The organism is Pseudomonas sp. QC2, assembly GCF_002859085.1.
Lineage (GTDB): Bacteria > Pseudomonadota > Gammaproteobacteria > Pseudomonadales > Pseudomonadaceae > Aquipseudomonas > Aquipseudomonas petroselini.
The window spans coordinates 93,715-117,012 of the sequence record NZ_PKKS01000010.1 but is presented as its reverse complement, the minus strand read 5'-3'; the positions used below and the strand labels follow the sequence as shown (position 1 = coordinate 117,012).

The 23,298-nt window shown below is 60.0% G+C and carries 19 protein-coding genes; 15 read left to right on the top strand and 4 right to left on the bottom strand.

Features of this window, described 5'->3' with window-relative positions; all coding sequences use genetic code 11:
* The first annotated feature begins 9 nt into the window (after positions 1-9).
* Genes tagH through QCBJ_RS09935 form a run of 7 tightly spaced genes read left to right on the top strand, consistent with a single transcriptional unit; the run spans position 10 to position 8,814 of the window.
* Positions 10-1,182 (top strand): type VI secretion system-associated FHA domain protein TagH, encoded by a 1,173-nt coding sequence (gene tagH / locus QCBJ_RS09965; protein WP_102060702.1) that lies wholly within the window; start codon positions 10-12, stop codon positions 1,180-1,182.
* A gap of 5 nt (positions 1,183-1,187) precedes the next feature.
* A complete protein-coding gene (gene tssJ, locus QCBJ_RS09960) occupies positions 1,188-1,673 on the top strand; it encodes a type VI secretion system lipoprotein TssJ (RefSeq protein WP_102060701.1) in 486 nt (161 codons plus the stop codon).
* A 1-nt stretch (position 1,674) separates the two neighbouring features.
* Complete coding sequence (gene tssK / locus QCBJ_RS09955; RefSeq protein WP_102060700.1) at positions 1,675-3,003, top strand: type VI secretion system baseplate subunit TssK; 1,329 nt, start codon at positions 1,675-1,677, stop codon at positions 3,001-3,003.
* 5 nt (positions 3,004-3,008) lie between these two features.
* Entirely contained in the window at positions 3,009-3,872 is an 864-nt protein-coding gene (gene icmH / locus QCBJ_RS09950) for a type IVB secretion system protein IcmH/DotU (RefSeq protein ID WP_102060699.1), read from the top strand.
* Between the two features lie 15 nt (positions 3,873-3,887).
* On the top strand, positions 3,888-7,262 hold the full coding sequence (gene tssM / locus QCBJ_RS09945; protein WP_102060698.1) for a type VI secretion system membrane subunit TssM: 3,375 nt from the start codon (positions 3,888-3,890) through the stop codon (positions 7,260-7,262).
* Complete coding sequence (locus tag QCBJ_RS09940; protein WP_102060697.1) at positions 7,259-7,972, top strand: PP2C family serine/threonine-protein phosphatase; 714 nt, start codon at positions 7,259-7,261, stop codon at positions 7,970-7,972. Before tssM ends, QCBJ_RS09940 begins: the two co-directional genes overlap by 4 nt.
* Positions 7,969-8,814 carry a serine/threonine-protein kinase gene (locus QCBJ_RS09935; protein WP_102060696.1) on the top strand — a complete coding sequence of 282 codons (846 nt, stop codon included), beginning with the start codon at positions 7,969-7,971 and terminating at the stop codon, positions 8,812-8,814. The genes QCBJ_RS09940 and QCBJ_RS09935 overlap by 4 nt, the downstream gene beginning before the upstream one ends.
* Positions 8,815-8,818: 4 nt before the next feature.
* On the opposite strand, the gene QCBJ_RS09930 is transcribed toward QCBJ_RS09935, so the two are convergent.
* The gene (locus QCBJ_RS09930) at positions 8,819-9,148 is read right to left on the bottom strand and encodes a DUF6388 family protein (protein ID WP_012724689.1); all 330 of its coding nucleotides are present in this window, start codon (positions 9,146-9,148) and stop codon (positions 8,819-8,821) included.
* Positions 9,149-9,401: 253 nt separating this feature from the next.
* On the opposite strand from QCBJ_RS09930, the gene QCBJ_RS09925 reads away from it, so the two are divergent.
* Positions 9,402-11,477 carry a PTS sugar transporter subunit IIC/EAL domain-containing protein gene (locus tag QCBJ_RS09925; RefSeq protein WP_043205461.1) on the top strand — a complete coding sequence of 692 codons (2,076 nt, stop codon included), beginning with the start codon at positions 9,402-9,404 and terminating at the stop codon, positions 11,475-11,477.
* Here the strand turns inward: QCBJ_RS09925 and QCBJ_RS09920 are convergent.
* The 3 genes from QCBJ_RS09920 to QCBJ_RS09910 are packed head-to-tail and all read right to left on the bottom strand — an operon-like array spanning position 11,474 to position 14,748.
* Entirely contained in the window at positions 11,474-12,307 is an 834-nt protein-coding gene (locus QCBJ_RS09920) for a metal-dependent hydrolase (RefSeq protein ID WP_046034769.1), read from the bottom strand. The genes QCBJ_RS09925 and QCBJ_RS09920 overlap by 4 nt on opposite strands.
* 15 nt (positions 12,308-12,322) lie before the next feature.
* Complete coding sequence (locus QCBJ_RS09915; protein WP_046034770.1) at positions 12,323-13,213, bottom strand: SDR family oxidoreductase; 891 nt, start codon at positions 13,211-13,213, stop codon at positions 12,323-12,325.
* Positions 13,210-14,748, bottom strand: coding sequence for an NAD(P)/FAD-dependent oxidoreductase (locus QCBJ_RS09910; protein ID WP_102060695.1), 1,539 nt, complete (start codon positions 14,746-14,748; stop codon positions 13,210-13,212). The genes QCBJ_RS09915 and QCBJ_RS09910 overlap by 4 nt, the downstream gene beginning before the upstream one ends.
* Before the next feature lie 266 nt (positions 14,749-15,014).
* Between QCBJ_RS09910 and QCBJ_RS09905 the strand changes: the two genes are divergently transcribed.
* The 7 genes from QCBJ_RS09905 to QCBJ_RS09870 all read left to right on the top strand — a co-directional run bounded on the left by QCBJ_RS09905 (position 15,015) and on the right by QCBJ_RS09870 (position 23,123).
* Positions 15,015-16,013: an alpha/beta fold hydrolase gene (locus QCBJ_RS09905; RefSeq protein WP_177410656.1), complete on the top strand. Its 999-nt coding sequence runs from the start codon at positions 15,015-15,017 to the stop codon at positions 16,011-16,013.
* 294 nt (positions 16,014-16,307) lie between these two features.
* Complete coding sequence (locus QCBJ_RS09900; RefSeq protein WP_012724683.1) at positions 16,308-17,588, top strand: alkane 1-monooxygenase; 1,281 nt, start codon at positions 16,308-16,310, stop codon at positions 17,586-17,588.
* Between the two features lie 132 nt (positions 17,589-17,720).
* Complete coding sequence (praA, locus tag QCBJ_RS09895) at positions 17,721-18,215, top strand: alkane oxidation protein activator PraA (RefSeq protein ID WP_012724682.1); 495 nt, start codon at positions 17,721-17,723, stop codon at positions 18,213-18,215.
* Positions 18,216-18,347: 132 nt separating this feature from the next.
* Positions 18,348-18,851, top strand: coding sequence for an alkane oxidation protein activator PraB (gene praB, locus QCBJ_RS09885; protein WP_064052143.1), 504 nt, complete (start codon positions 18,348-18,350; stop codon positions 18,849-18,851).
* Positions 18,852-18,978: 127 nt separating this feature from the next.
* The gene (locus QCBJ_RS09880) at positions 18,979-20,394 is read left to right on the top strand and encodes an outer membrane protein transport protein (RefSeq protein ID WP_102060693.1); all 1,416 of its coding nucleotides are present in this window, start codon (positions 18,979-18,981) and stop codon (positions 20,392-20,394) included.
* A gap of 657 nt (positions 20,395-21,051) precedes the next feature.
* Positions 21,052-21,546 carry an alkane oxidation protein activator PraB gene (gene praB, locus QCBJ_RS09875; RefSeq protein WP_102060692.1) on the top strand — a complete coding sequence of 165 codons (495 nt, stop codon included), beginning with the start codon at positions 21,052-21,054 and terminating at the stop codon, positions 21,544-21,546.
* A gap of 122 nt (positions 21,547-21,668) precedes the next feature.
* Positions 21,669-23,123: an outer membrane protein transport protein gene (locus QCBJ_RS09870; protein WP_102060691.1), complete on the top strand. Its 1,455-nt coding sequence runs from the start codon at positions 21,669-21,671 to the stop codon at positions 23,121-23,123.
* Positions 23,124-23,298: the final 175 nt, after the last annotated feature.

Here is a 23,298-nt window from a genome sequence, read left to right as displayed (position 1 = left end):
AGCGCTGCCATGCAATTAGTGTTTGAAGTCTGCAGTACCGCAAGCGGTGTGCTGCCTGTCGGTAAAACGTTTGATCGTATTGGCGGCGTGATCGGCCGTGGGTCGGGGTGTGACTGGATCATCCCTGATGCCAATCGCTTGATTTCCAGTCACCACGGCTTGGTCAGTTACCGGGAAGGCCGTTACTTTCTGACGGACATCAGCAGCAACGGCATCGGCGTGTCAGGCAGCATGGAGCGTCTGTGCAAGGGCCAGGCACGGCTCATCAGTAACGGTGATGTGTACCAACTGGGGGTGCTGGATATCCGTGCCCGCCTGGTGATGGATGCCCGGCAGACGTTTGCGCGGGATGACATGATTCCAGACGATGCGTTCCTGGGGCTTGACCCTGTCCACGCATTGGATCGCGAGCAACGGCGTGGCGATTCATCAGCAGAACTGGACGCCTTGGACACATCAGCGCCGGCGCTGATCCAAGCGCTTTGTCAGGGGCGCGTGGACCGCGATCATTTGGTCGTACCGACATGGGCTGAACCGGTCAAGGACGTCCTATCTCCCGAACCCGTTACCGCTGCATCGGGTGCTTCGCAAGCATTCTGGGCGCAGTTCGCGCAAGCATTGGGCATGCCTATGGACACGCTTGATACACCGGGTCGTGAAGGCCTGGCGATCAAGGTGGCGGGCTTGCTCAGGCAAACCGTCGAAGGGTTGCAGCAAAACCTGAGAACTTGCCACGAGCTCAACAGCGAGATCAACGGGACGCTGGTTGTCCCGGTCCTCAATACCCGTAACCCGTTGAACGATGCTGCCGACACCCAGTCAGCCCTGACGTCGCTGCTGGATGCTTGCGCGCCGGACCAACGCGCTGCCGAGCACGCGGTTGCCCAGACCTGTCGGGACCTGCAAGTTCATCAACTGGCCTTGGTCGTGGCCTGCCGAGCCACCGTACGTGCCGCATTGGCGGCCTTTGCGCCTGGTCACCTGCTGTGTTGCTTCGAGCGCGAGGGCAGGCCAGCCAAGTTGTTTACCGATGGCGCCCATTGGCGGGCGTATCAACGCCACTATCGACGGCTGATGGACGACGATCCCTTGGGCGAGCAGTTGTTACGCAATGATTTTTCCAAAGCCTACGAGGAGCAGGTGCGCCTGGTCTCCACCCTGCACGCCGGGTACCCAGGATGATGCTCATGTATAGAGTCGCTGTTACATCCACGTTGTTAGCGCTGGGCCTGCTGGCGGGTTGCAGCACGCTTTCACCGTTCTCGACCCTGACCAAGCTGGACCTGACGTTGACGGCCAGCGAGGAGGTCAACCCCGATCTTCACGGCCGTCCCTCGCCTGTCGTGGTGCGCCTGCTTGAGCTACGGCACCCGGTGGCTTTTGAAAACGCCGACTTCTTCAGCCTCTACGACCGGGCCGAGCAGACACTGTCCAAGGATTGGCTCAGCAGCGAGGAATGGGAGCTGCGTCCCGGCGAACAGCTGGCGCTCAAACTCAGTGTCGAACCCCGTGGCCGTTATGTCGGGGTGCTGGCGGCCTATCGCGATTTGCCCCATGTGCAATGGCGGCTGGTAGTGCCTGTGGCCCCGAGCCAACTGACCCGTGCCGACCTTGTGCTGGACCAGGCGGGTATCCGGATGGCGGCGCCTCAAACCGACACGGCGGAGCATTGAGATGCAGATCCATAACGTTATCTGGCAGGAAGGCATGCTGCTGAGGCCCCAGCACTTGCAGCACAATGATCGCTACTACCATCGGCAACTCAACCGCAGTCGCCTGTTGAGCAGTGATGCCTGGGGCTTCCTGACCTTGGACGTCGATGTGCAATACCTCAACCTGGGCAAGGTCGTGGTCAACCAGGCCAGTGGCGTATTGCCGGATGGCAGTCTGTTCGAACTGAGCGGCGCCATGGAACCCCTGGTGTTGCAGGTACCTGCCAACGCCGGCAGGCAAGCCGTGTACCTCGCGCTGCCCCTGGCGACGGGCAATCAGGTTGAAGTGCGCAGACAGGAGCAAGGCGATGTGCTGGCACGTTATGTCGCCTGTGAAACGGAGATCGGAGACTCCAATGCCGGCGTGGATTCCCGTTGCCAGATCAACTGTGCACGTCCGGATTTACGCCTGATGCTGGGGGAGCAACCGAGTGATCCTTACTACGTGAAACTCCAGGTCGCCCAGGTCCTGGATTCGACCCATGAAGGCGGCGTGACGCTGGACGTGGATTTTGTGCCGACGTTCATCTATCTCCAGGGCTCGGGGTATGTGTCGTCATGCATCAAGGAAGTGATCAGCCTGCTGGCCACCCGTGGCGATGCGATAGCCGCACGCATCCAGGGTTCCGGCGCGTCGGCGGGGGCGCAGGTCGGCGACTTTCTGATGCTGCAATTGATCAATCGTGCGGAATTGATATTGCGTCATTACCTGGGCCAGGCCCAGGTCCGTCCGGAAGCGTTATATCGGGAGTTGCTGGCGATTCTTGGTGAGCTGTCGACGTTCGCCAATGACAACAAACGTGCGCAATTGGCGACGCACTACCGGCATGGTGATCAAGGGGCGAGCTTTCGCGGGCTGATGGAAGGCCTTCGCACGGTGCTGTCGCTGGTCCTGGAACAGCATGCCATTGAGCTGACGCTGCAGCAGCGCCAGTACGGAGTGCTGGTCTGCCCAGTCAGCGATCTCAAATTACTCGGCGCGGCCACGTTTATTTTGGCGGCCACCGCCCAGTGCGATTCGGAGGAGCTGCGCCATCGCCTGCCGGCCCATCTCAAGATCGGCCCCGTGGAACGCATCCGTGAACTGGTGAACCTGCACCTCGCAGGCATCAAGGTCAAGCCGCTGCCGGTAGCGCCGCGTCAGATCCCGTTCCACGCCGGCAAGACCTATTTCATGCTCGAGCTCAGTCCACGGGACATCACGCAGCTGGAGCAATCCGGTGGTTTCGCCTTCCACGCCAGCGGCGAGTTCGCCGAGCTGGAACTCAACTTCTGGGCTATCAGGAACTGAACACCATGACTATGGACAGTGAATACCCGCAGGATGAAAAAACCGTGCTGCTTGACCGTGAAGGGCTGGGCCCGGTGCGGGGCGCCGTCACGGACTACCCGTCGCCGCCTCGCTTCGAGCAGTTGGAAGACCGCATGATCTATACCGCCCACCTGCAGGGCGCACCGCCATTCAAGATGGGGTCGAATATTGTGTTGGCAGCCGCCTGGGAGCTCTTGTTGCAGGTTGTTCAGCTCAAGGCCGGTCCTGGTCGGGAAAGCCTGCAGGCACTCAATGACCAGCTGTCATCGGGCGTCAACGCGTTTGAGGCGCGTGCCTTGCACCAGGGCGTAGAGAACAGTCAGGTGATGTCGGCGCGTTATGTGCTGTGCAGTGTCATTGATGAGGCTGTGGTCACGACGTCTTGGGGCAGTCGTAGCGACTGGTCGAAGACCAGTCTGCTGAGCCGCTTCCATAACGAAACTTTCGGCGGTGAAAAATTTTTCCAACTGCTGGAGCGATTGTCCCGCGACCCCGTCAAGCATGTGGCCATGCTGGAGCTTATGTACGTGTGCCTGTCGTTGGGTTTCGAAGGTAAATATCGCGTCATGGAGCGGGGGCGGGTGCAGCTTGAAACCCTGCACGATGCGGTGTACCGCCAGATCAGGCATGTGCGCGGTGATCGGCTGCCGGTATGCATTTCGCCGGAAACCGGTAGGGCCTCTCAGGCGCGGATTCGCCTTGTCTCCACCACCTGGGTCGTCATCTGTGTAGTGGCCTGTTTGCTCGCGATGTATTCAGGGTTCGCCTGGATGTTGGGCCAGGAGCGCATGACGGCGCTGCAACCTTTTCAATCTTCGGTGTCAGTCCCGTCTCGGACGCCCTTGTAACGCTGGGAGCTAGGTATGAACGCATTCTTCAAGGGCGCGGGCGCGGTGCTGCGCAAGAGTTGGGTCTGGAGCCTGTTACTGGTGCTCTCGAGTACGCTGTTGGTGTGGTTTTTGGGGCCTTTGCTGGCGGTGGATGACTACCGTTTCTGGCAAAGCCCGACCTCCCGTTTGCTGACCATCTGCGGGTTGTTGCTGCTGTGGGGGCTGGCGATGGTCGTGGTGGGCGCACGCCGCTCCGCTCGGGCCGATCAGCCTGAACACCTCGACCGTCATCAGCGGCAGGCGTTGGTCAACAACGAAATAAGCCACGTACGGGGGCGTTTCAAGGAGGCCCTGCTGACGTTGAAGACCTCTCGTCGCTACGGTGAGCACCGTCAGGGCTGGCGCAATGAACTGCCCTGGTACCTGTTGATTGGCGAGCGGAGCAGCGGCAAGACCTCGTTGTTGGCCGCCAGTGGCCTGCAGGCTCCGCTCGATCGGACCGAAGCGGCGTTCCCAAGTACTGCGGCTTACTGTGACTGGTATTTTGCCGACGAAGCCGTGATGGTCGAGATGGCCGGCCGCTACCTGGACCAGCCTGACCCCGCGGTAGATGGGGCGGGATGGTCGACATTGCTGGGCCTGCTCAAGGCGTGGCGCAGAACACGGCCGCTCAATGGCGTGGTGGTGACGCTGTGCGTCGACACGCTTTTGCGCAGCAGTGAACACGACCTGGAGCTTCACGCGCGTCACGTGCGTACCCGCTTGCAGGATATCCAGCAGACACTGAATGTGGATGTGCCGGTTTACCTGGTATTGACCCAGGCTGATCGGCTGGCTGGGTTTGCCGAGTTCTTTGATGCGCTGCAGGGCGACAGCACCGAAGATGTGCTGGGTGAGCGTCTGGTTGCAGGCCCGGCCGGCACTGATATTGAACAGGTACGCGAAGCATTCGAAGCCCTGCTGCAACGCCTGGGAGCCGAGTTGATCCCGCGCTTGCACCAGGAGCGAAACCTTGAGCGCCGTGGCCGGATGCTGGATTTTCCTCGGCAGGTTGCACGCCTCGGCGACTGTCTGTGCGTGTTTATCGAGGCTGCGTTTTCCGCCCATCGCCATCAGCGTATCAACGGTTTGCGAGGGTTCTACCTGACCGGTGCGAAGAGCGGCGATGTACGTCCCCATTTTGTCCAGGGCCTGTTCAATCGCGTGGTTTTCGCGCAGGCCGATCTTGCCGGGTTGCATACGCCGGAGCGTCGGCGCCTACGTCGACGCCATGGGTTATTGGCGCTGGCCGCATCTGTCGTGATCGCCGCGGCGGGGGCGCTGTGGCTGCACAGTTACTCGTTCAACCATCAGCGACTGGTGCAGCTTCAGGCGTTGACCCAACCCGAGTCCGCCATTCGCCCCGGTTCGGACCCGAGCCAGACGTTGCTGGCGCTGCTGGACAGTCGCTTGGCGGCGACAGCCGTATTTCCGCTGCCGGCGCAGGTGCGGTGGGTTGATCGGGCGGGCTTGTATCAAGGGGATGTCAGTCGTCCACCATTGACTAGTGCCTATGAACACGCTTTGCATCAACAATTGCTGCCCTACGTGACCACATTACTTGGAGAACAGGTGCGAGCGAGCCTGGGAGACCGTGAACGGCTGCTGGACAGCCTGCGCGCCTACCTGATGCTCAACCTGCCCGAACGACGTGATGCCAGTTGGCTGGCGGAGCAGGTGGCTGGGCAGTGGGCTACCGGGTACGCGGGGGAAGTTGCGGCGCATAAACGCCTGGCCGGACACTTTGCTCGGCTTCTTGAGCAAGGGTTCCAGGCGCCGTTGAACGATGAACTGGTCGCCCAGGCTCGCCTGGCGTTACGGGGTGAGTCACTGGCAGAGGTGGTCTACCGTGCACTGCGGGAGCAAGCCCGGAACCTGGAGCCTTACCGCCTGGCCGAAGGTCCCGCATTTTCCAGGGTTGAGCGACCCATCCCGGGTTTCTACACAAAAAAATACCTGCAGTTTTTCGAAACGCAGGGCCCTCAGTGGGTCAATGCCATTGCCCAGGACAACTGGGTGCTGGGGGAAGCCACCGACCTGAGTGTCATGGACTTACGCAAACTCATGCTGGAGCTGGAACAGCGCTATTTCAGCGAATACGCCGATGCCTGGAGTGATGCCCTGGGGCGAATCAGGCTGTTGGAAAGTGACAGTCTGAGACGCGGCACGGAGCAGCTTGCGAGCCTTACATCCGCTCAGTCGGCGTTGGTGCAGCTGTTGCAGCAGGTGCGTGAAAACACACGACTGATGCCGCTTCACGAACAACTGGGTACGGTGAGCCAACAGGTCGCAGAGTCAAGCGAGAAGGTATCCGGCGCGCTGGCCAAGGCGTTACCGCGCCAAGCGTTGCCCGATAATGCCCGGCGCGCGTTGCAACGCCGCTTCGAGCCTCTGCATCAGTTGCTCGATGAAGAGCAGAACCCCGGGGTCGAGTTGACGCAGGCATTGCGCCTGCTCGATGAGCTGTACCTGCAATTGTCGACACTGAGCCGGGACAGTTCACCGGAGCAGGCCGCGTTCAAGCTGGCCAGGCAGCGGATGGATGGGCAGCAGCCGCTATTGGGCAACCTGCGTGATGCGGCAGCGCGCTTGCCGCAACCACTCAGTGGGTGGTTCGAAGGTATTGCCGAGCAAAGCTGGCGCCACCTGCTTGATAACGCCTATGGGTACGTGAATCAGCGTTATCAAAGCGAGGTGTACGGCTTTTATACGAAGGCGATCCAACACCGCTACCCGTTCAACGCCCATGCTGGCAGCGATGTCGCCCTGGACGATTTCCAGGCGTTCTTCAAACCGAAGGGGGCCATGGAGCGTTTTTATGACGGTTATCTGCGGCCGTTTGTCAGTGTCGAGGGCACCCGCTATCGCTTGCGCGCCCTGGAGGGGCGCAGCTTGCCGATGTCACGTTCGTTGCTGGACCAACTGACCAGGGCCCAGACCATTCGCCAAGGTTTTTTCAACGAGGAGCGGGGTGATTGGGCCGTCAGGTTTACGCTGGCGCCCTATAGCCTGGATCAAGCCGTCAGCCGGGCAACGTTGCAGGTGGGCAGTCAGCAGTTGGAGTACCGGCATGGCCCGATCGTGCCGATGGTGTTCCATTGGCCGAACGCGTCCGGAAATGGGCGCACCAGCCTAGTGCTGGAACGCGGCGCCGAGCGGCCATTGGGCATCGAAAAAGACAGTGGCACCTGGTCGTTGTTCCGGTTCTTCGAGCTGATGCAAAGCGAGCCTGCCAGCGGCAGGGACGCGCAGATACTCAAGGCCGACCTGGCTGGCCTCCGTGCTAATTACCTGCTCACCAGCCAGGGTAACCCCAGCCCTTTCCAGATCGCGACATGGCGCACCTTCCGCCTGCCGGAGCAATTGTGAACCGGGCGCTGCGTTGGCGAAGTGCAGGGCGCACGGCGCAAGGCAAGGGCCGTGCGCGCAACGAGGATGCATGGCTTGATTGCCCGCAACGCGGGTGTTGGGCGGTCGCCGATGGCATGGGCGGCCATCGTGCCGGGAATGTGGCCAGTCAACGGGTGGTCAGCAGTCTTGCCGCACTGCCAGCCCATGGGGGCTTCGAGCAACGGATCGACGCGGTGCGACGCTGCTTGCGCGAACTCGACAGCCAATTGCAAGCCGCCGATGGCCTGGCGGGCATCATGGGCAGTACGGTGGTTGTACTGTTACTTGAACACGACCGTGCAGCCTGTATCTGGGCAGGTGACAGTCGATGCTACCTCTGGCGCAGTCAGTGCCTGTATCAACTGTCGCGCGACCACTCTTTGCAGCAGCAACTGATGGATAAGCAGCAACTGAGCCTGGAACGCGCTCGGGCTCATCCGGACGCCAGGGCCCTCACACGCGCCATTGGTGCCCGACAGCCACTGAGCCTCGAGATACTGGAGTTCTGTGCCCATCCAGGGGATGTGTTTTTACTCTGCAGTGATGGCCTGTATCAGGGGCTCAGCCACAGTGAGCTGGGGAGCGCCATGAGTGCGGGTACGCCGCGCAAGGTGGTGGAGCGCTTGTTCAGCGACGCGTTGCGGGCGGCGGCGAAAGATGACCTGACCGCCGTGGTGGTCCAGCGATGAACGCAGCAGCGGGCCCGCCGAGCCTGCTTGCGGGCCGCTATCAGCTTGAACGGATCCTCGGTTCAGGTGGGATGGGCGTGGTGTATCGCGCCCGGGACCTGCTGCATGAAGCGTTCGGCGAGCCGGACTGCCGTGTGGCGCTGAAGCTGTTGGGCGAGACACTCTCCGCGTGCACCGATGCGCATTTATTGTTGTACAGCGAGTTCGCCCTGACCCGCAGCCTGCGCCATGACCACGTGGTGCGCGCATTTTCTTTCGAGGTAGACACGGCCCACCAAGTGGCATTCTTCACCATGGAAGTGATGCCCGGCCTGACCCTCGACCGCATGCTCCCGGAACGCCCGCAAGGCCTGCCGTGGCAGGAGCTGCAACCGATGGCCGTGCAATTGCTGGATGCGCTGGCTTACACGCATCGGCAAGGCGTCCTGCATGGCGATGTGAAACCGGCGAATATCATGGTGGGGGAGCAGGGGGTGCGCTTGTTTGATTTTGGCCTGGGCCATGCCGAGGCGCAGGCAGGGGTTGGTTTACCGGGTTTGAGCCGCAGTCGCTTGAATGCCTGGACGCCTGCGTATGCGGCACCGGAGCTGATGGCCGGAGGGTTGCCGTCAGCCAGCGCGGACCTGTATGGGGTTGCGTGTGTGTTGTATGAGCTGGCCGAGGGACGGCGTCCCGGCGAGCGCCAACGCAATCAGCGGTTGCCGAGACCTCGGCAACTGCCCAGGCATTGCTGGCCAACGTTGTGCGCCGCACTGGCGATGGACCCGGAGCAGCGAAGGGTATGTGTCGCCGAGTTGCGCGAAGTCCTGGGCGGCAGGCGACGTCGCTGGTTCCTGGGGTAACGCGTCAATCGGCCAGGTCATGCAGTTGGCAGTATTCGACCCAACTCAGGCCGGCCATCTGCGCCACTTCCTTATGCACCTCAAGGCGCTGGGCTTCAAAGGCTTCGCCGGATTCGGCGGTCAGTTTGAGGGTTAACTCCCAGGCAAACAGGCCCTGGCGCTCGGCTTCCGCTTCGAAGGCTTCATGCAGCCGTTCGGCACGGTATTGCGCCAGGGTTTCGCCCTTGGCCTGGGCGGCCAGCGGGTTCAGGGTGTTAAGTTCAGTGGCGACATCGGGATGTTCGTCGAGGAATCTGTCCAGCGCGAGCTGATGGTTATCACCGGGTTGTGACAAGGGCTTACTCCAAACAAAGGCAACGGTAGGGTGACACTCGGATAATGCCCATTGAAGCAGATTCGGACATTGGCCCAGGTCGGAACATTCAATTATTTGGAAAAAACACGGAATTGCCTGTCATCCAATACGGAAAAATCACTTAGATGCGTGGCAAAAGGCTTTCGCTCATCGTGCCTGGACGTGTAGCGTTAGCCCGGTGTTTCCGGCCCTGCCTTCCAAGGACAGTGGGCGATGGGCAGAGGGATGGGTCATGGCGCAAACGCTGTTCAAACTTTTCTTCACCCAGCGCCTGGCCGCCCTGGCCGGCACCGAGTCGCTGCGGGCGATTCGCGAAGGGCTGTTGTGGATCCTGCCGTGCCTGCTGGTGTCGGCGGGCTTTCTGATCTTGTCTGAATCTGCCCGCGTGCTGGGCTTCGACCCGCATTGGGTGACGTTCCTGGCCGGGCTGCACAACCAGATCAGTTCCGTGATCCCGCTGCTGGTAGCCGCTTCGATTGGTTATATGCTGGCGATCCAGCATCGACTCCCACAGCTGCCCGTCGCGTTCCTGTGCCTGGCCCATGTGGTGGTTGCGACGTTTATCCTGCGTGACTACCCCCGGGCCTCAGCCACCTTCGTGCTGTTCATTGCAATTGCCTCGCCGCTGCTGAATGTGCCGGCCATTGCCTGGCTGCACCGTTATCGCTGGACTCGGCTGGTCAACGAAGAGCTGGTAGGGCACAACCTGCGGGGCACCATCAATATGGTCGTGCCGGGCGTCATCACCGCCTTGGCGTTGGTGAGCGTGCTGTCCTTGCTGCTGCAGATCCCTTATGTGGCACAGCTCCAAGGGCCCCAGGTACTCGATGCCCTGGAGTCGCCGTACGGCAGCGGTTTGTTTGTGACCTTGATGAATTCACTGCTGTGGTTTTTCGGGATCCACGGCGTGTACGCCATGCAGCCGCTGTTCAATGTGCTGGATCAGGCGGTGGTGCTGAACAGTGCTGCACTGGCGGCGGGTGAGCCGATCAAGTATGTGTTGAACGGCGGTCTGTTGGGCAGCTTTGCGTTTATCGGTGGCTCGGGCGGCGCATTGTGCCTGTTGCTGGCGATCCTGCTGTTCTCCAAGAGCCAGTCCATGCGCCTGTTGGCGGTGGCGAGTTTGCCGCTCTCACTGTTCAATGTCAGTGAAGTACTGTTGTTCGGTTTGCCGATCATCCTTAACCCGCGTTTGTTCATACCGTTTCTGATCGTACCCGCGTTGAACGCCATGCTGGCGTTGACGGTGGTGCAGATGGGGTGGGTGTCGCCGGCGGTGGTCAGCGTGCCGTTTACGGCGCCGGTGCTGCTCAATGCCTATCTGAGCACCCACGGTGATTGGGTAGCGGTGGGCCTTCAAGTGGCGTTGCTGGGGCTGGGCACGCTGGTGTATGCGCCGTATGTGCGCGCGATCCACCGCCAGGCCACCGAAGGGGGCACGGTGTACCTCAAGTCCCTGGACATGACCTTCCGTGGCCTTGAGGAAAAGGGCCGTCTGCGCGAGCTGGACCCGGTGCTCGCGTCCCACAAGACCCTGGCGCGCCAGGCCAATGAACTGAGCCGCATCCAGCAGATCAGCGACTACGAGTTCTATCTTGAATTCCAGCCACAGGTCTCGACCCGCACTGGCTTGTGCACCGGCTGTGAAGCACTGATGCGTGCCCGTGATGCCGACGGAAAAGTGCATTCGCCGTGGGAGTTCCTGCAGTGGCTGGCCCAGGCGCATTTGATGCCGGATGTGGATGTATGGGTGGCATCCCAGGCGGTTCGCCAGTACCAGAAGTGGCAGAAACTCGGTTTCAGCTTACCGATGACCATCAATATTTCCAGTGCGACCCTGACCGACGCCGCCTATGGCGAACGCCTGGTGGACATCCTCGCCCAGGCCCGCGGGCAGGTCTCAGTAGAAATCACCGAAGATGCGCTGGTGAGTGATATCCAGGTCACACGCCAGACCATTCAGAAGCTGCAAGCCATCGGTGCCAAGGTCTATATCGATGATTTCGGCACCGGGTTCTCGGCCCTGAGTTACCTGCACCAATTTCCCGTGGACTTCATCAAGATCGACCGTAGCTTTGTGGTGGCGCAGCATGACCCCAAGGGCGCCCAGGTCATGACCGGCATGCTGCGCTTTTGTGAGGCGTTGAATCTGGGCGTGGTGGTGGAAGGGGTGGAGACGGCCGAGCAGCTGGCCTTCCTGAATACGGGTGCCGATTTGATTATTCAAGGCTGGTATTTCAGCAAGGCGCTGCCGGACGATCAGTTGCAAGGCTTTGTGCGTGAGCGCGAGGCCCTGGCGCAGGGCTAGTAACCGCGCCGGACCTGCTCGATGTCCTCGACCAGCGCGTCGATACCGGCCAGGCGCGCACGGTTGTCGTGGTCCCAGGGGTGGAAGCCGGGTTTGAAGTAGTGCAGCCACGGCACCAGCATGCGTGGGAAGACTCCCTTGGGCCCATACAGAAACTTCAGCATGCGCCAGAAGCCTTTCAGGTGCCCGCCCGACTTGCGGTCGGCAATCAGCAGGCGCACGTGGAAGTCGAACACCACCAGCCAGAATAACAACGTGGTGAACAGCATGGTCCCGGTGCGCAGCAAGTAGCGCTTGGGGCCGGGCTTGATCACGCTGTTCCAGACGTCAAACGCCACCGCCTTGTGTTCGGTTTCCTCCAAGGCGTGCCAGTACCACATCTGTTGGTAGCCCTTGAGTGAGTCGCCGAAGCGCGACGGGTCGCTCAACAGGATTTCGGCAAGCATCGCCGTGTAGTGTTCAAGGGCAATGGTCACCGCGAGGTTGAAGGACGCCGGCAAGTGTTTTTTCTGCAGGTCGAGGATGAACTTCAGGCGCCGGTCGAGGGCGTGCGCGGGCAGCCCCGCGGCTTGCAGCAAGTCGTTGTAGGCCACGTGCTCGCGGCTGTGCATGGCTTCCTGGCCGATAAAACCCTGGATCTCTTTCTTCAGTTCAGGGTCGTCGATGCGCTGGCGGTAGTGGCGCACACTGTCCATGAAAAACAGCTCGCCCTGCGGAAACAGCAGCGACAGGGCATTGAAGAAATGCGTGATGAACGGGCCTTGCTCGTGCCAGTCCTTGATGCGTTCGGCAGGCAGGGCGAAATGGATGTCACGGCGGATCGGCAACATGCTGCGTGCTCCTGTTCAGAGACGGGACTCGTCGTTGGTTTCAAACACCCGCGTGCGGGGCTTCGGGGCCATGCGCCTGCTGGCGAACACCACCAAGGCTTGATAGGCCGCCGGCAGGCAACGGGCGAGCAGGTCGAGGAAATAGGCGTCGCGGCCGATCAGCACGCGACGTTTGTTTTTACGTACGCCGTGCAGGATCACCTTGGCGGCCTGGTCGGCGTCGGTAATGAAGAGCTTTTCGAAGTCGGCGCGGGCCTGCTGTTCGCTGTGGATCAGGAAGCCGGTCATGTTCGCGTCGATACGGCTGCTGCGGCAGATATCGGTGCGAATGCCGCCGGGGTGCACGCAGGTGGCCGAGACACCGCAGCGTTGCATGTCCAACTCCTGGCGCAGGGATTCGGTGAAGCCGCGCACGGCGAACTTGGTCGCGTTGTAGCCGCTCATGCCAGGCTGGGCGAACAGGCCGAACACGCTGGAGGTGTTGATCACGTGGCCCTCGCCGCCGGCTTTCAAATACGGCAGGAATGCCTTGGTGCCGTGCACCACGCCCCAGAAGTTGATGCCGACGATCCATTCCAGGTCGGCGTAGTCCACGCCCTCGACAGTGCTCGACAGGGCAACCCCGGCATTGTTGAACACCAGGTTGACCTTGCCGTGGTCGGCCATGCAGCGCGCGGCCCAATCCTCCATGGCCTGGCGGTCGGACACATCGAGCACCTGGGTAGTGATCAATACGGGCGCCAGGGTTGAGGTCTTGATCAGCGCCAAGGTCTGCTCCAGCCCCTGGCTGTTTTTGTCGGCCAGCGCCAGGTGGCAACCTTCCCGCGCCAGGGCCAATGCCAGCGCTCGGCCCATGCCGGATGCCGCACCGGTAATCGCGGCTACGCGGTCGTTGAATGATTTCATGACAGGCTCCCTTCAGGCGTGGAGTGGGGCGTCGCCAGGGGGCGGTTGGGCGCGTCGCCCGGTTGCCGGTTGGCGACATAATCCTTGAGCGCAAACTGCCGGGTGACCTGCTTGAAACGCCAGGTCGAGCCGGGCCATAGGGTGGTGTTCTTGCCGGTGCGCGGGTCGAGGTACCAGCTTTGGCAACCGCCGGTGCTCCAGATGGTGCGTTTGAGCTTGGCTTGCAACTGCTGGTTGTAGGCGCTCTCCACGCCGACTTTGACGTCCACTGTGGCGATGCCGTGCCGTTGCATGCGCTGGAGGGCGTCGAGGATGTAGGTCACCTGGGCTTCGATCATCAGGATCATCGAGTTATGCCCCAGGCCGGTGTTGGGCCCGATGATCAGGAACAGGTTGGGATAGCCGGGCACCGTCGTGCCTTTGTAGGCGTGCGCGCCGTCTTGCCAGGTGTCCATCAAGTCCACGCCGCCGCGCCCGATGATGCAGTCGCGGGGTAGGGGATCGGTGGCCTGGAAGCCGGTGCCGAAGATCAGGCAGTCCGCCGGATGCTTGATACCGTCGGCGGTGATTACGCCGTCGGCCTCGATGCGCAGCACGCGCTCGGTGACCACCTCGACATTGCTGCGCGACAGCGCGGGGTAGTAGTCATTGGAAATCAGCACGCGCTTGCAGCCGATGGTGTAGTCCGGGGTCAGGGTCTTGCGCAGGGACGGGCGAGCCACTTGTTTGTGCAGGTGGCGCAGGGCGATTTTCTGCACCATTTTCATCAGGCGTGGGTGTAAGGCAAAGCCGACGACACGGCCTTCCAGTGCCCAGTAAAAAGCGCCGCGTACCAGGCGTTGGGTAAAGGGCAGGTGCTTGAACAGCCAGCGTTCAAAAGGTGAGATCGCCCGGTCGGGTTTGGGCATGATCCACGGTGGGGTGCGTTGGAACAGGTCCAGATGGGCCACGTGCGGCGCGATCTTCGGCACGAACTGAATGGCACTGGCGCCGGTGCCGATCACCGCGACGCGCTTGCCCTTCAAGGCATAGTCGTGGTCCCACTGTTGGGAGTGAAAGCGCTTGCCCTTAAAGCTGTCGAGACCTGGAATGTCCGGCAACGCCGGGCGCGACAGACCGCCCATGCCCGACACCAGCACCCGCGCACTGACCTGGCGGCCATCGCTGAAGCTCAGTTGCCAGCGTTGCTGGGGCTCATCGAACACCGCGCGCTCGAGGCCCATGCCAAAACGCAGGTAGGGCGCCAACCCGAAGCGCGTGGCGCATTGCTCCAGGTAAGCACGGATTTCCGCTTGCGGCGCGAACTGCCGTGTCCAGTCCGGGTTGGGCGCAAACGAAAACGAATACACATGGGACTGCACGTCGCAGGCGCAGCCGGGGTAGTGGTTGTCCCGCCACGTGCCGCCGAGGGTGTCGGCCTGCTCGGCGATAAAGAAGTCGGTGAACCCGGCTTCCTTGAGCTTGATCGCCATGCAGAGCCCGGCAAAGCCTGAGCCGATGATGGCGATGTCGATTGAATCACTCTGGGCATTCATAAGCATTCCTTCGTGGGCATCGGGGTGCTCCTTTTCTTGTTGTGTCTTTTAGATAGAACACCATTGCAAAGAAAAATTGAATTACTTATTTTAAAAAAGATTTTAAATAATCTACCTGAAAATATCGCCTACGCTAGTCCCAGGTTCCTCATGTGCGACTTGTCCGACGGACAGGCACGACGTTCGGGTCCAGGGTGTGGACGATGGCTGAGGCCTTGATCAATACCGGTCGGGTCGCCAGCAGCGGGGATGCAGAGGACCGAGCTATGGCTGTTGAATGGGTTATCGCGGCGGCTGTGTTGATAGGCGCGAGCGCGGTTTTATGGGGGTTCAGCGTCTGGATGACGCGGCGCATTGAAGCCGCCGTTCCGAACAATGGGCGTTTTGTGGAGGTCGACGGCGAGCGCTTTCATTATTACGAGGAAGGCAAGGGCCGTCCGTTGGTGATGATTCATGGGCTGATGGGCAGCAGTCGCAACCTGACCTATGCCTTGTCCGGGCAATTGCGTGAGCACTTTCGCGTCATCACCCTCGACCGACCGGGGTCCGGCTATTCCACGCGCCATACAGGCACCGCCGCCGACCTGCCGGCCCAGGCGCGGCAAGTGGCAGCCTTTATTCACACCCTGGGCCTGGATAAACCGCTGGTGCTGGGGCATTCCCTCGGTGGCGCGATTTCCCTGGCGCTGGCCCTTGACCATCCCCACGCGGTATCCGGGCTGGTGCTGGTGGCGCCATTGACCCATCCCCAACCCACCTTACCCCTGGTGTTCTGGTCGCTGGCCGTGCGACCGGCCTGGCTGCGGCGGTGGGTGTCCTACACGCTGACCGTGCCCATGGGGCTGTTGACGCGCCGTGCGGTGGTCAAGGGAGTGTTTGCACCGGACAGTGCCCCTGAGGACTTCGCCACCCGCGGCGGCGGGCTGCTGGGCATGCGTCCCGAGAACTTCTATGCCGCGTCCAGCGAGATAGCGCTGGTCAACGACGAGCTGCCGGACATGGTCAAGCGCTACCCGCAACTGACGCTGCCCATCAGCCTTATCTATGGCGCACGCGATAAGGTCCTGGACTTTCGTAAACACGGTCAGGCCCTGGCCGACAAGGTCCCGGGCCTGAAGCTGCAGGTCGTGGAAGGGCGCGGGCATATGCTGCCGATTACCGCCACTGAGAGGGTGGTGGAGGCGGTGCACCAGTTGGCCAAGCGTGCGCGGCCGCTGGAAACAGCCGAGATCCTGCATCCGCCGTTTGCCTTGGCAAACAAATAATCGTGGCCTTTATTGCGGGTTGTACGGTCCGAAATGCTTGCGCTAGAGACCTGACCAAACGGCTGAAAAAGAGACTGCATGGTCACGTAGGAAAGGCCTCGAAAAAATAGTTGACGACCTATCGATTCCGCGCTATTTATTTAAAAAAATATTTCAATGTTTGTTTTGAAATGATTTTTGAAATGCCTAAGAGCGAATAAAAATGAAAAAAACGTCTTTTATCGCATGGTTGATTCCCCGGAGCATTCAGTGCTCCCTGAACCTGCTTTCCGCTGCCCTGCCACGGAGGCTGCCATGAATCAGACACTGGCAGCCCCAAGCATATGGACCGACGGCAAGCGTCATCTGTGGTGGCTGGGCATCATGCCCCTGGCCACTCCATTGCTCTCGGGTGCCCTGGCCATCACCACCGGTATCCAATCCCTCTGGTGGGTCGGTGTGCTGGTGATCTTCGGCTTGATCCCGCTGATCGACGGCCTGCTCGGTGAAGACGTGAGCAACCCGCCCGAATCCGCCGTCGGCCACCTTGAGTCCCAACGCTACTACCGTTGGATCGTCTACACCGGCGTGCTGTTCGTCATCTCCTCTGTGGTGATCACCGGCTGGCTCGCCGCCGGCGGTATCGACTGGATCATCCAGGGTGGCCTGTTGCAGGCTACCGCTAACCTAGAACCGTCCAGTTGGCTGTCCCACGCCGCCAGTTACATCACCGCCCGCACGCAGCTGCATGGCGAACCGAGCTGGTTCACCTACCTGGGCATGGCGATGTCGACCGGTGCCGCCACCGGCATCGCGATCAACACCGCCCACGAACTGGGTCACAAACCCAATGCGCTGGAAGTGTTTCTCGCCAAGGTCACGCTGGCCCCGACCTTCTACGGGCACTTCTACACCGAACACAATCGTGGCCATCACGTGCGCGTCGCCACGCCGGAAGACCCGGCCAGCTCGCGCCTCGGGGAGAGCTTCTGGGCCTTCCTGCCACGTTCGGTATGGTTCAGTGCCCGTTCGGCGTGGAACCTGGAGCGTGAACGCCTGCGTAAACTCGGCCTGCCGGCGTGGCACTGGCAGAACGGCGTGCTCAGCGCTTGGATGTACAGCGTGGTGCTGTGGGGGGCGATGATCGCCTGGCTGGGGGGGGCCGTGATTCCGTTCCTGATTATCCAGGGCATCTACGGTTTCTCGCTGTTGGAGGTCGTCAACTACGTCGAACATTACGGGCTTAAACGCCAGAAGTTACCCAATGGGCGTTATGAGCGGTGTTCGCCACGGCATTCGTGGAACAGTAATCGCATTGTTACCAATATCTTCCTGTTCCAGTTACAGCGTCACTCTGATCACCATGCTAACCCGACCCGTAGTTATCAGTCGTTGCGCCATTTTGATGAGTCGCCGCAACTTCCTTACGGTTACGCAAGCATGATTGTCTGGGCGTACGTGCCTTACTTGTGGCGCCGCCGCATGGACCATCGAGTGCTGAATCATTACGGCGGTGATATCACCCTGGCGAATCTTCAGCCGTCACAGCGGTTGAAGTATTTGGAGAAGTACAGCAACAGCGCCACACCGTTCTAAGTTTAAGTAACACGTTGTTTGCGTACTCGGGCTTGTATTCCGTGCAGGTTTCTGTCGCCCGAGGTTTTCCAGATCAGTGGCAAGAAAGTTGTTTGACCCGAACAAAAATAATTAAAGGGAAGGACGTACACGATGCAAGCACCTGCCAAGTTCACCACCCATATCGTATTGGCCGCGCTGGGCCTGATCGCCTATCACCAGGCCCAGGCTGCGCGCATCGAACCCGCCGGCAGCGCCTTTACGGCCCAAGGCCCTATCAGTTTTTCCAAAGGCGCGCTGATCAGCGCCGATTGCACCATCAAGGTGGCGGGCAAAGTCGCGGCGGATGGTACTTCGGTGAATGTCGACACCGTCGAATTCGAGGGCGGCCTCAAGTGCAGCCGGGTCGAAGCGATCAACTTGCCCTGGGTATTAGTCGCCAAAGACACCAAAAGTGGCTCCATGTCGAAGATCAGCGTGGACGTGCACGCGTTTGGCCTGGGCGGCAAGTGCGGGCCCTCTACCGCCAACGGCACGTGGGACAACGCCACCGGCAAGTTGGAAGCCGCCAATGTCCCGATCGGCGAAGACTGCAAGATCAAGACGGTGTCGATCAAGATGCCGCCGAACTTCAAGGTTGTTGAATAAGCGTCGAATGCGACTGCGGTAATTGAATTGAGATTTGGCTGGAAAGGGAAGTTCTGCAGTTTCACCGTGACCTCTCGTTCATGGCCATTACCCCTGGCGAAATGACTTCGCCATAACATGTGAGGAAAAACAATGAAAAGCTTGAAAACCCTCGTTTGTGCAACGTCGTTCGCCCTGTGCTTCGGCGCCGTTTCGATGGCCAATGCGGCCACTATCGCACCGGCCGGTGCTGCATTCACGACGGCAGGTTCGATTACTGTTACCTCGCCTGCCTCCCTGAACCTTCCGGTCACCTGCAGCATCGTCTTTACCGGGACTGTTGCAGCCAACGGCTCTGGCGCATCCATCACCGGCGCCACTGTCAGTGGTTCCAACTCGCTCTGCGCCGTGCCTGTGTTGCAGGGGCTGCCATGGTCGCTCGCCGTCACCGGCGGTGGCCCGACTGCCTTTACCGGCACGGTTTCGGGCGTGAAATTCAAGATCCTGTCTGACTGCAGCGCTTCACCCGTGACAATCAATGTGGGCTTCAACAACAGCACCAATACTCTGAGCGTGCCAAGCGCCCAGACCGTGGGCTCGTGCAAGATCACGGCGCTGACTGCGGTGCCAAACCCTGCCTTTACCGTTTCTCCATAAGCGGTGTAACGCGCTTGACGTGATGATCACACGTTGAAAAAAGCAAGTGCCTCGAAAGAGGCACTTGTTGCGGCAGGCCAGATAGGAACGCCCGACTCTGGTGGATAAAAATAATAAGGAGTGGATCATGAATAATAAGAAACAACCGGCGCGCACGTTGTTGAGCCTGGCGATCATGGGGGGGCTCCTGGCTGCAACAGGCACCGTGCAAGCTGGCGGGTTCTCAACTCCGACTTTCGGGGCGGAAGGGTGGGGACGTGCGTTCGGTGGTGGTTCCATGTTTAAAAATGATCCGTCAGCGGCCTATAACAACCCGGCGGCGATGGCGTTCATTGACCACAATATCTCGCAGTTCAACGTTGACTATGCGCGCATCAATATCAAGTACAAGGGAACTGCCAAAGACTATGCGGGCAACCCTACTTCAACAACGACCATCGACCCGGATACGTTTGCTTTCAACTCGGTGCCCCGCACGGGTGACGGCGGGCAGGGTGGTTTTACCGCCTGGCTGCCGACTGGGTTTATGGTCATGCCCATCGGTGACCGCTTCGCGTTTGGCCTGAGTCAGGTCGTGCCCATGGGCGCACGTACGACGTGGGATCAGGACTGGAAAGGGCGGGACTTCGCGGTTGACACACGTATCGAAACCGTCGGATTGACAGGGTCGCTGTCATTCAAGGTCAATGATGAATTTTCTATCGGCGGTGGTGCCATTGTTCAGCACACCAAAGGTTTCGTCAGCCAGAACGTTGACTTATATGCTGCTGCCGCACTTGCTCCGAATTCGATCCCATTCCCGGCGGGGATTGGTTATTCGTTGATGCGAGTCAAAGTCGATAATACCTCGGTAGGCTGGTTTGCCGGCCTGGCCTGGAAGCCCACACCACAAGACACCCTGGGCTTGAACTACCACGCCAAGATCAAGAATAAACTTGAGGGTAAATACAACATCTACGCCGACCCAGGGTCGCAGGCCCTGATTGACGGCGGATTGCCGGGTATTTTGTACCCGGGCCTGAATCTTCAAATGCAGGGTAAAGCCACGACGCAGCTGGATGTGCCTGCCAATGCCTCTTTCGACTGGGTGCACCAGTTCACTGATCGTTTTACCCTTGGTGCGAGCGTCACCTGGACCCAGTGGTCATCGTTCAAGAGCCTGACCCTGAAGTCCGAGGGCTCGACGATTGTTGCGATTCCCTATAACTACAAAGATGCCTGGATGGTCTCGCTGGGTGGCGACTACAAACTCACCGACGACTTCACCCTGCGCGCCGGTGTCGCCACTGACCAGACACCCACCCGTAACTCCACCCGTGACCCGCGTATCCCGGACGGTGATCGCATCTTCACGTCTCTGGGCTTCGGTTACAAAATCCGGGCTATCCCAGGCCTGGGTATCGACGGGTCCTACTCTCACCAGTTCGTGGAAAAGGCCAAGTTGAAGACGCACAACCAGGACCGTCTAGGTGGTGCAACGCTGGATGGGAAAGCCGATGCCTACGGCGATGTCGTCAGCCTGGGGGTCACCTACGAGTTCTGATCCCCGCAACACCCCGCAATGCCCGTGTGAGCGGCTAGTCAGCGCCTCTTTCTGCGGGTTCACGCGCTCACTGCATCGACGGGTCGCCCTGGCGACCCGTCCGGTTACATTGGCTCCGGCCTAGTCAGCCGCTGCCTACCTCGACGCTCAACGCTCCTGCGGCTGGGCGTGTACTGCTTGTCACCCCATCGGTGTTGATCACCGCTCGCTGTGCCACCTATCTCGCCTTATTGCCCCCTCATATTCCGATATAGCGGTATATCGTTTTCCCTGCCTATGTAACAAAATTTTGGCGGTAACATAGTTTTTCATCGCTCAGATTTTTCCTATTCCGGCGCATGCTTAGTTGCAAGAAAGTTGTTCTACCCGAACAAATACAATTTCAAGGGAAGAACACTCACTATGCAATTGCCCAGCAAATTGCCCACGCACGTTCTATTGCGTATGTCCGGCCTGATCGCCTATTGCCATGGCCCTTACGGTCATCGCCGCCGATTGCACCCTCATTCAAAGTTGTCCGAGAAGTCCAGTTTTACTGGGGCTTGATAATTGAGTTGATGATTTGATCTGGTCGAGAAGTTTCGTTGTCTTATCGTGACTTCTTAATTAGGTCATTACCCCTGGCGAATAACTCGCCTTTCTATGTAAGGAATAGCAATGATGAACTTGAAATCTCTTGTGTCGTTGTCTGCCCTGGTTGTTTGCATGGGTGCCGCTTCCATGGCCAATGCGTACAGCATCACGCCCATCAACACCAACTTCACCGCGCCAGGCACGATCTCGGTGAAATCGCCGTCCTCCTACCAGGCCCCCGTTAACTGTGGGGCTACCTTCACCGGTAACGTCGACGCCTCCGGCGTCGCGAAAATCACCGGCGTTGCCATCACCGGCGGTGGTCTTTGCGACCTGCCCAAGATCACTGGCCTGCCTTGGACATTGACGGCTAATGGTGTCGCGGTCGGCTCAGTGTCGAATGTCGGGTACACCATCGCCGGTTCGATTCTCTACCCCGTCTCCAATTGTGGCGCTTCCACCATCACCGCCAACTACAGCGGTGGCGTGTTGACGGCTTCCAATCAGTCCCTGGCAGGCAACTGCACGGTGGTGAGCCTGAGCGTCAAGCCTACTCCGGCATTCACCGTTGTTCCCTGATTGTTCCTGGATAGCGACTGAAACCAAGGGCTGATCGCCCGCTGAAAGACGGGCGCCTCAACGAGGCGCTCGTCGACGATAGGGCTCGGGCGGTTGAGTGAGAGAGCAGTAAGGAGTCGGGTATGAATGATAAGAAACGACAGCTACAGGTTTTCCTGGGACTGGCGTTGATGGGCGGGCTGACGACCGCAGTGCCTGTGCAGGCTGGCGGTTTTTCCACGCCGACGTATGGGGCTCCAGGCTGGGGGCGAGCGTTCGCTGGCGGCTCGCTGTTCAAGAACGATCCGAGTTCGGCGTTCAACAACCCCGCGGCCATGGCCTTTGTGGACCGCAGCATTGCGCAATTCACGGTCGACTACGCACGCGTCAAGATCCAGTACAAAGGCGCCGCCTTTGATTATGCAGGCAATCCGATTTCCAGCACGCCGTTGGGCGGCGACGGCTTTCCCGACGGCTCGGCGACCACAGCCAACAACAATGAGGGTGGACAAGGTGGATTCACGGCCTGGTTGCCCACGGGGTTTATGGTGATGCCGCTGGGGGATCGATTCGCCTTCGGTTTGAGCCAGGTCGTCCCCCAAGGCATGCGTTCCACCTGGGATGAAGACTCCAAACTGCGCGGCTTTGCCGTGGATACCAAAATTGAAACCGTGGGGTTGACGGGGTCCTTGTCGTTCAAGCTCAACGATCAGTTCGCCCTCGGTGGCGGCGTGATCATTCAGCACAGTAAAGGTTTTGTCAGCCAGAACGTCGACCTGTTGTCAGCGGCAGCGGTGTCCGATTCCGAACTGGGCGGTACACCGTTCCCGTCGGACGTCGGTGGCGCCCTGATGCGCATCAAGGTCGATAATATCTCGGCCGGCTGGTTTACCGGCGTCGTCTGGAAACCCACGGAAAAAGACACGCTGGGCCTGAACTACCACGCCAGGATCAAGAACAAGATGACCGGCAAGTACTCCATCCGTGCTGACCAGTTTTCCTACAACCTCCTGACACAACCCAGCCCGTTTGGCGGTAGCGGTACGTTGGTGGGCACGGCGTATCCGGGGCTTGAGCTGTTTCCGGACGGTGCCCACGCCAGTACTCAATTGGATATTCCTGCCACGGCGGGCGTTGACTGGTTGCACCGGTTCAATGATCGATTCACCCTGGGCGCGAGTGTGGTCTGGACGCAGTGGTCGTCGTTCGAAGACCTGACGCTCAAATCCGGCGACATGACGATTGTCTCGATTCCCTACCATTACAAAAACACCTGGATGTACTCCGTCGGTGGAGACTGGCGTGCGACCGATGAGCTGACCTTGCGTGCCGGTGTGGCGATTGACCAGACACCGACCCGCAACTCGACCCGTGACCCTCGGATCCCCGATGGTGATCGCACATTCTTGTCGCTCGGGGCGGGGTATGAGGTCAAAGCCATCAACGGGTTGACGCTGGATGCTGCCTATTCCCACCAGTTCGTTCGAGAGGTCAAGTTGAAAACCAAGAACGTCGATCGGCTGGGGGCTGCAAGCCTGGATGGCAAGGCTGCCTCGTCCGGCGATGTCGTCAGCCTTTCGGCCACCTACGCGTTCTGAGGTTTCAGGGGGGACCTCTTTTCGGCGTGATTGACCAAGCGACCGGTTCGGTCGTTTTTTTTGGCTGCGCATTAAATAATAATTTCAAAACAAAATTTGAATATAGTTTTCGAATTTTGTAGTGTGGCGTTACGCCGCAGTTCATCCGACCTGTTGCACGTAGGCCATACCCTGA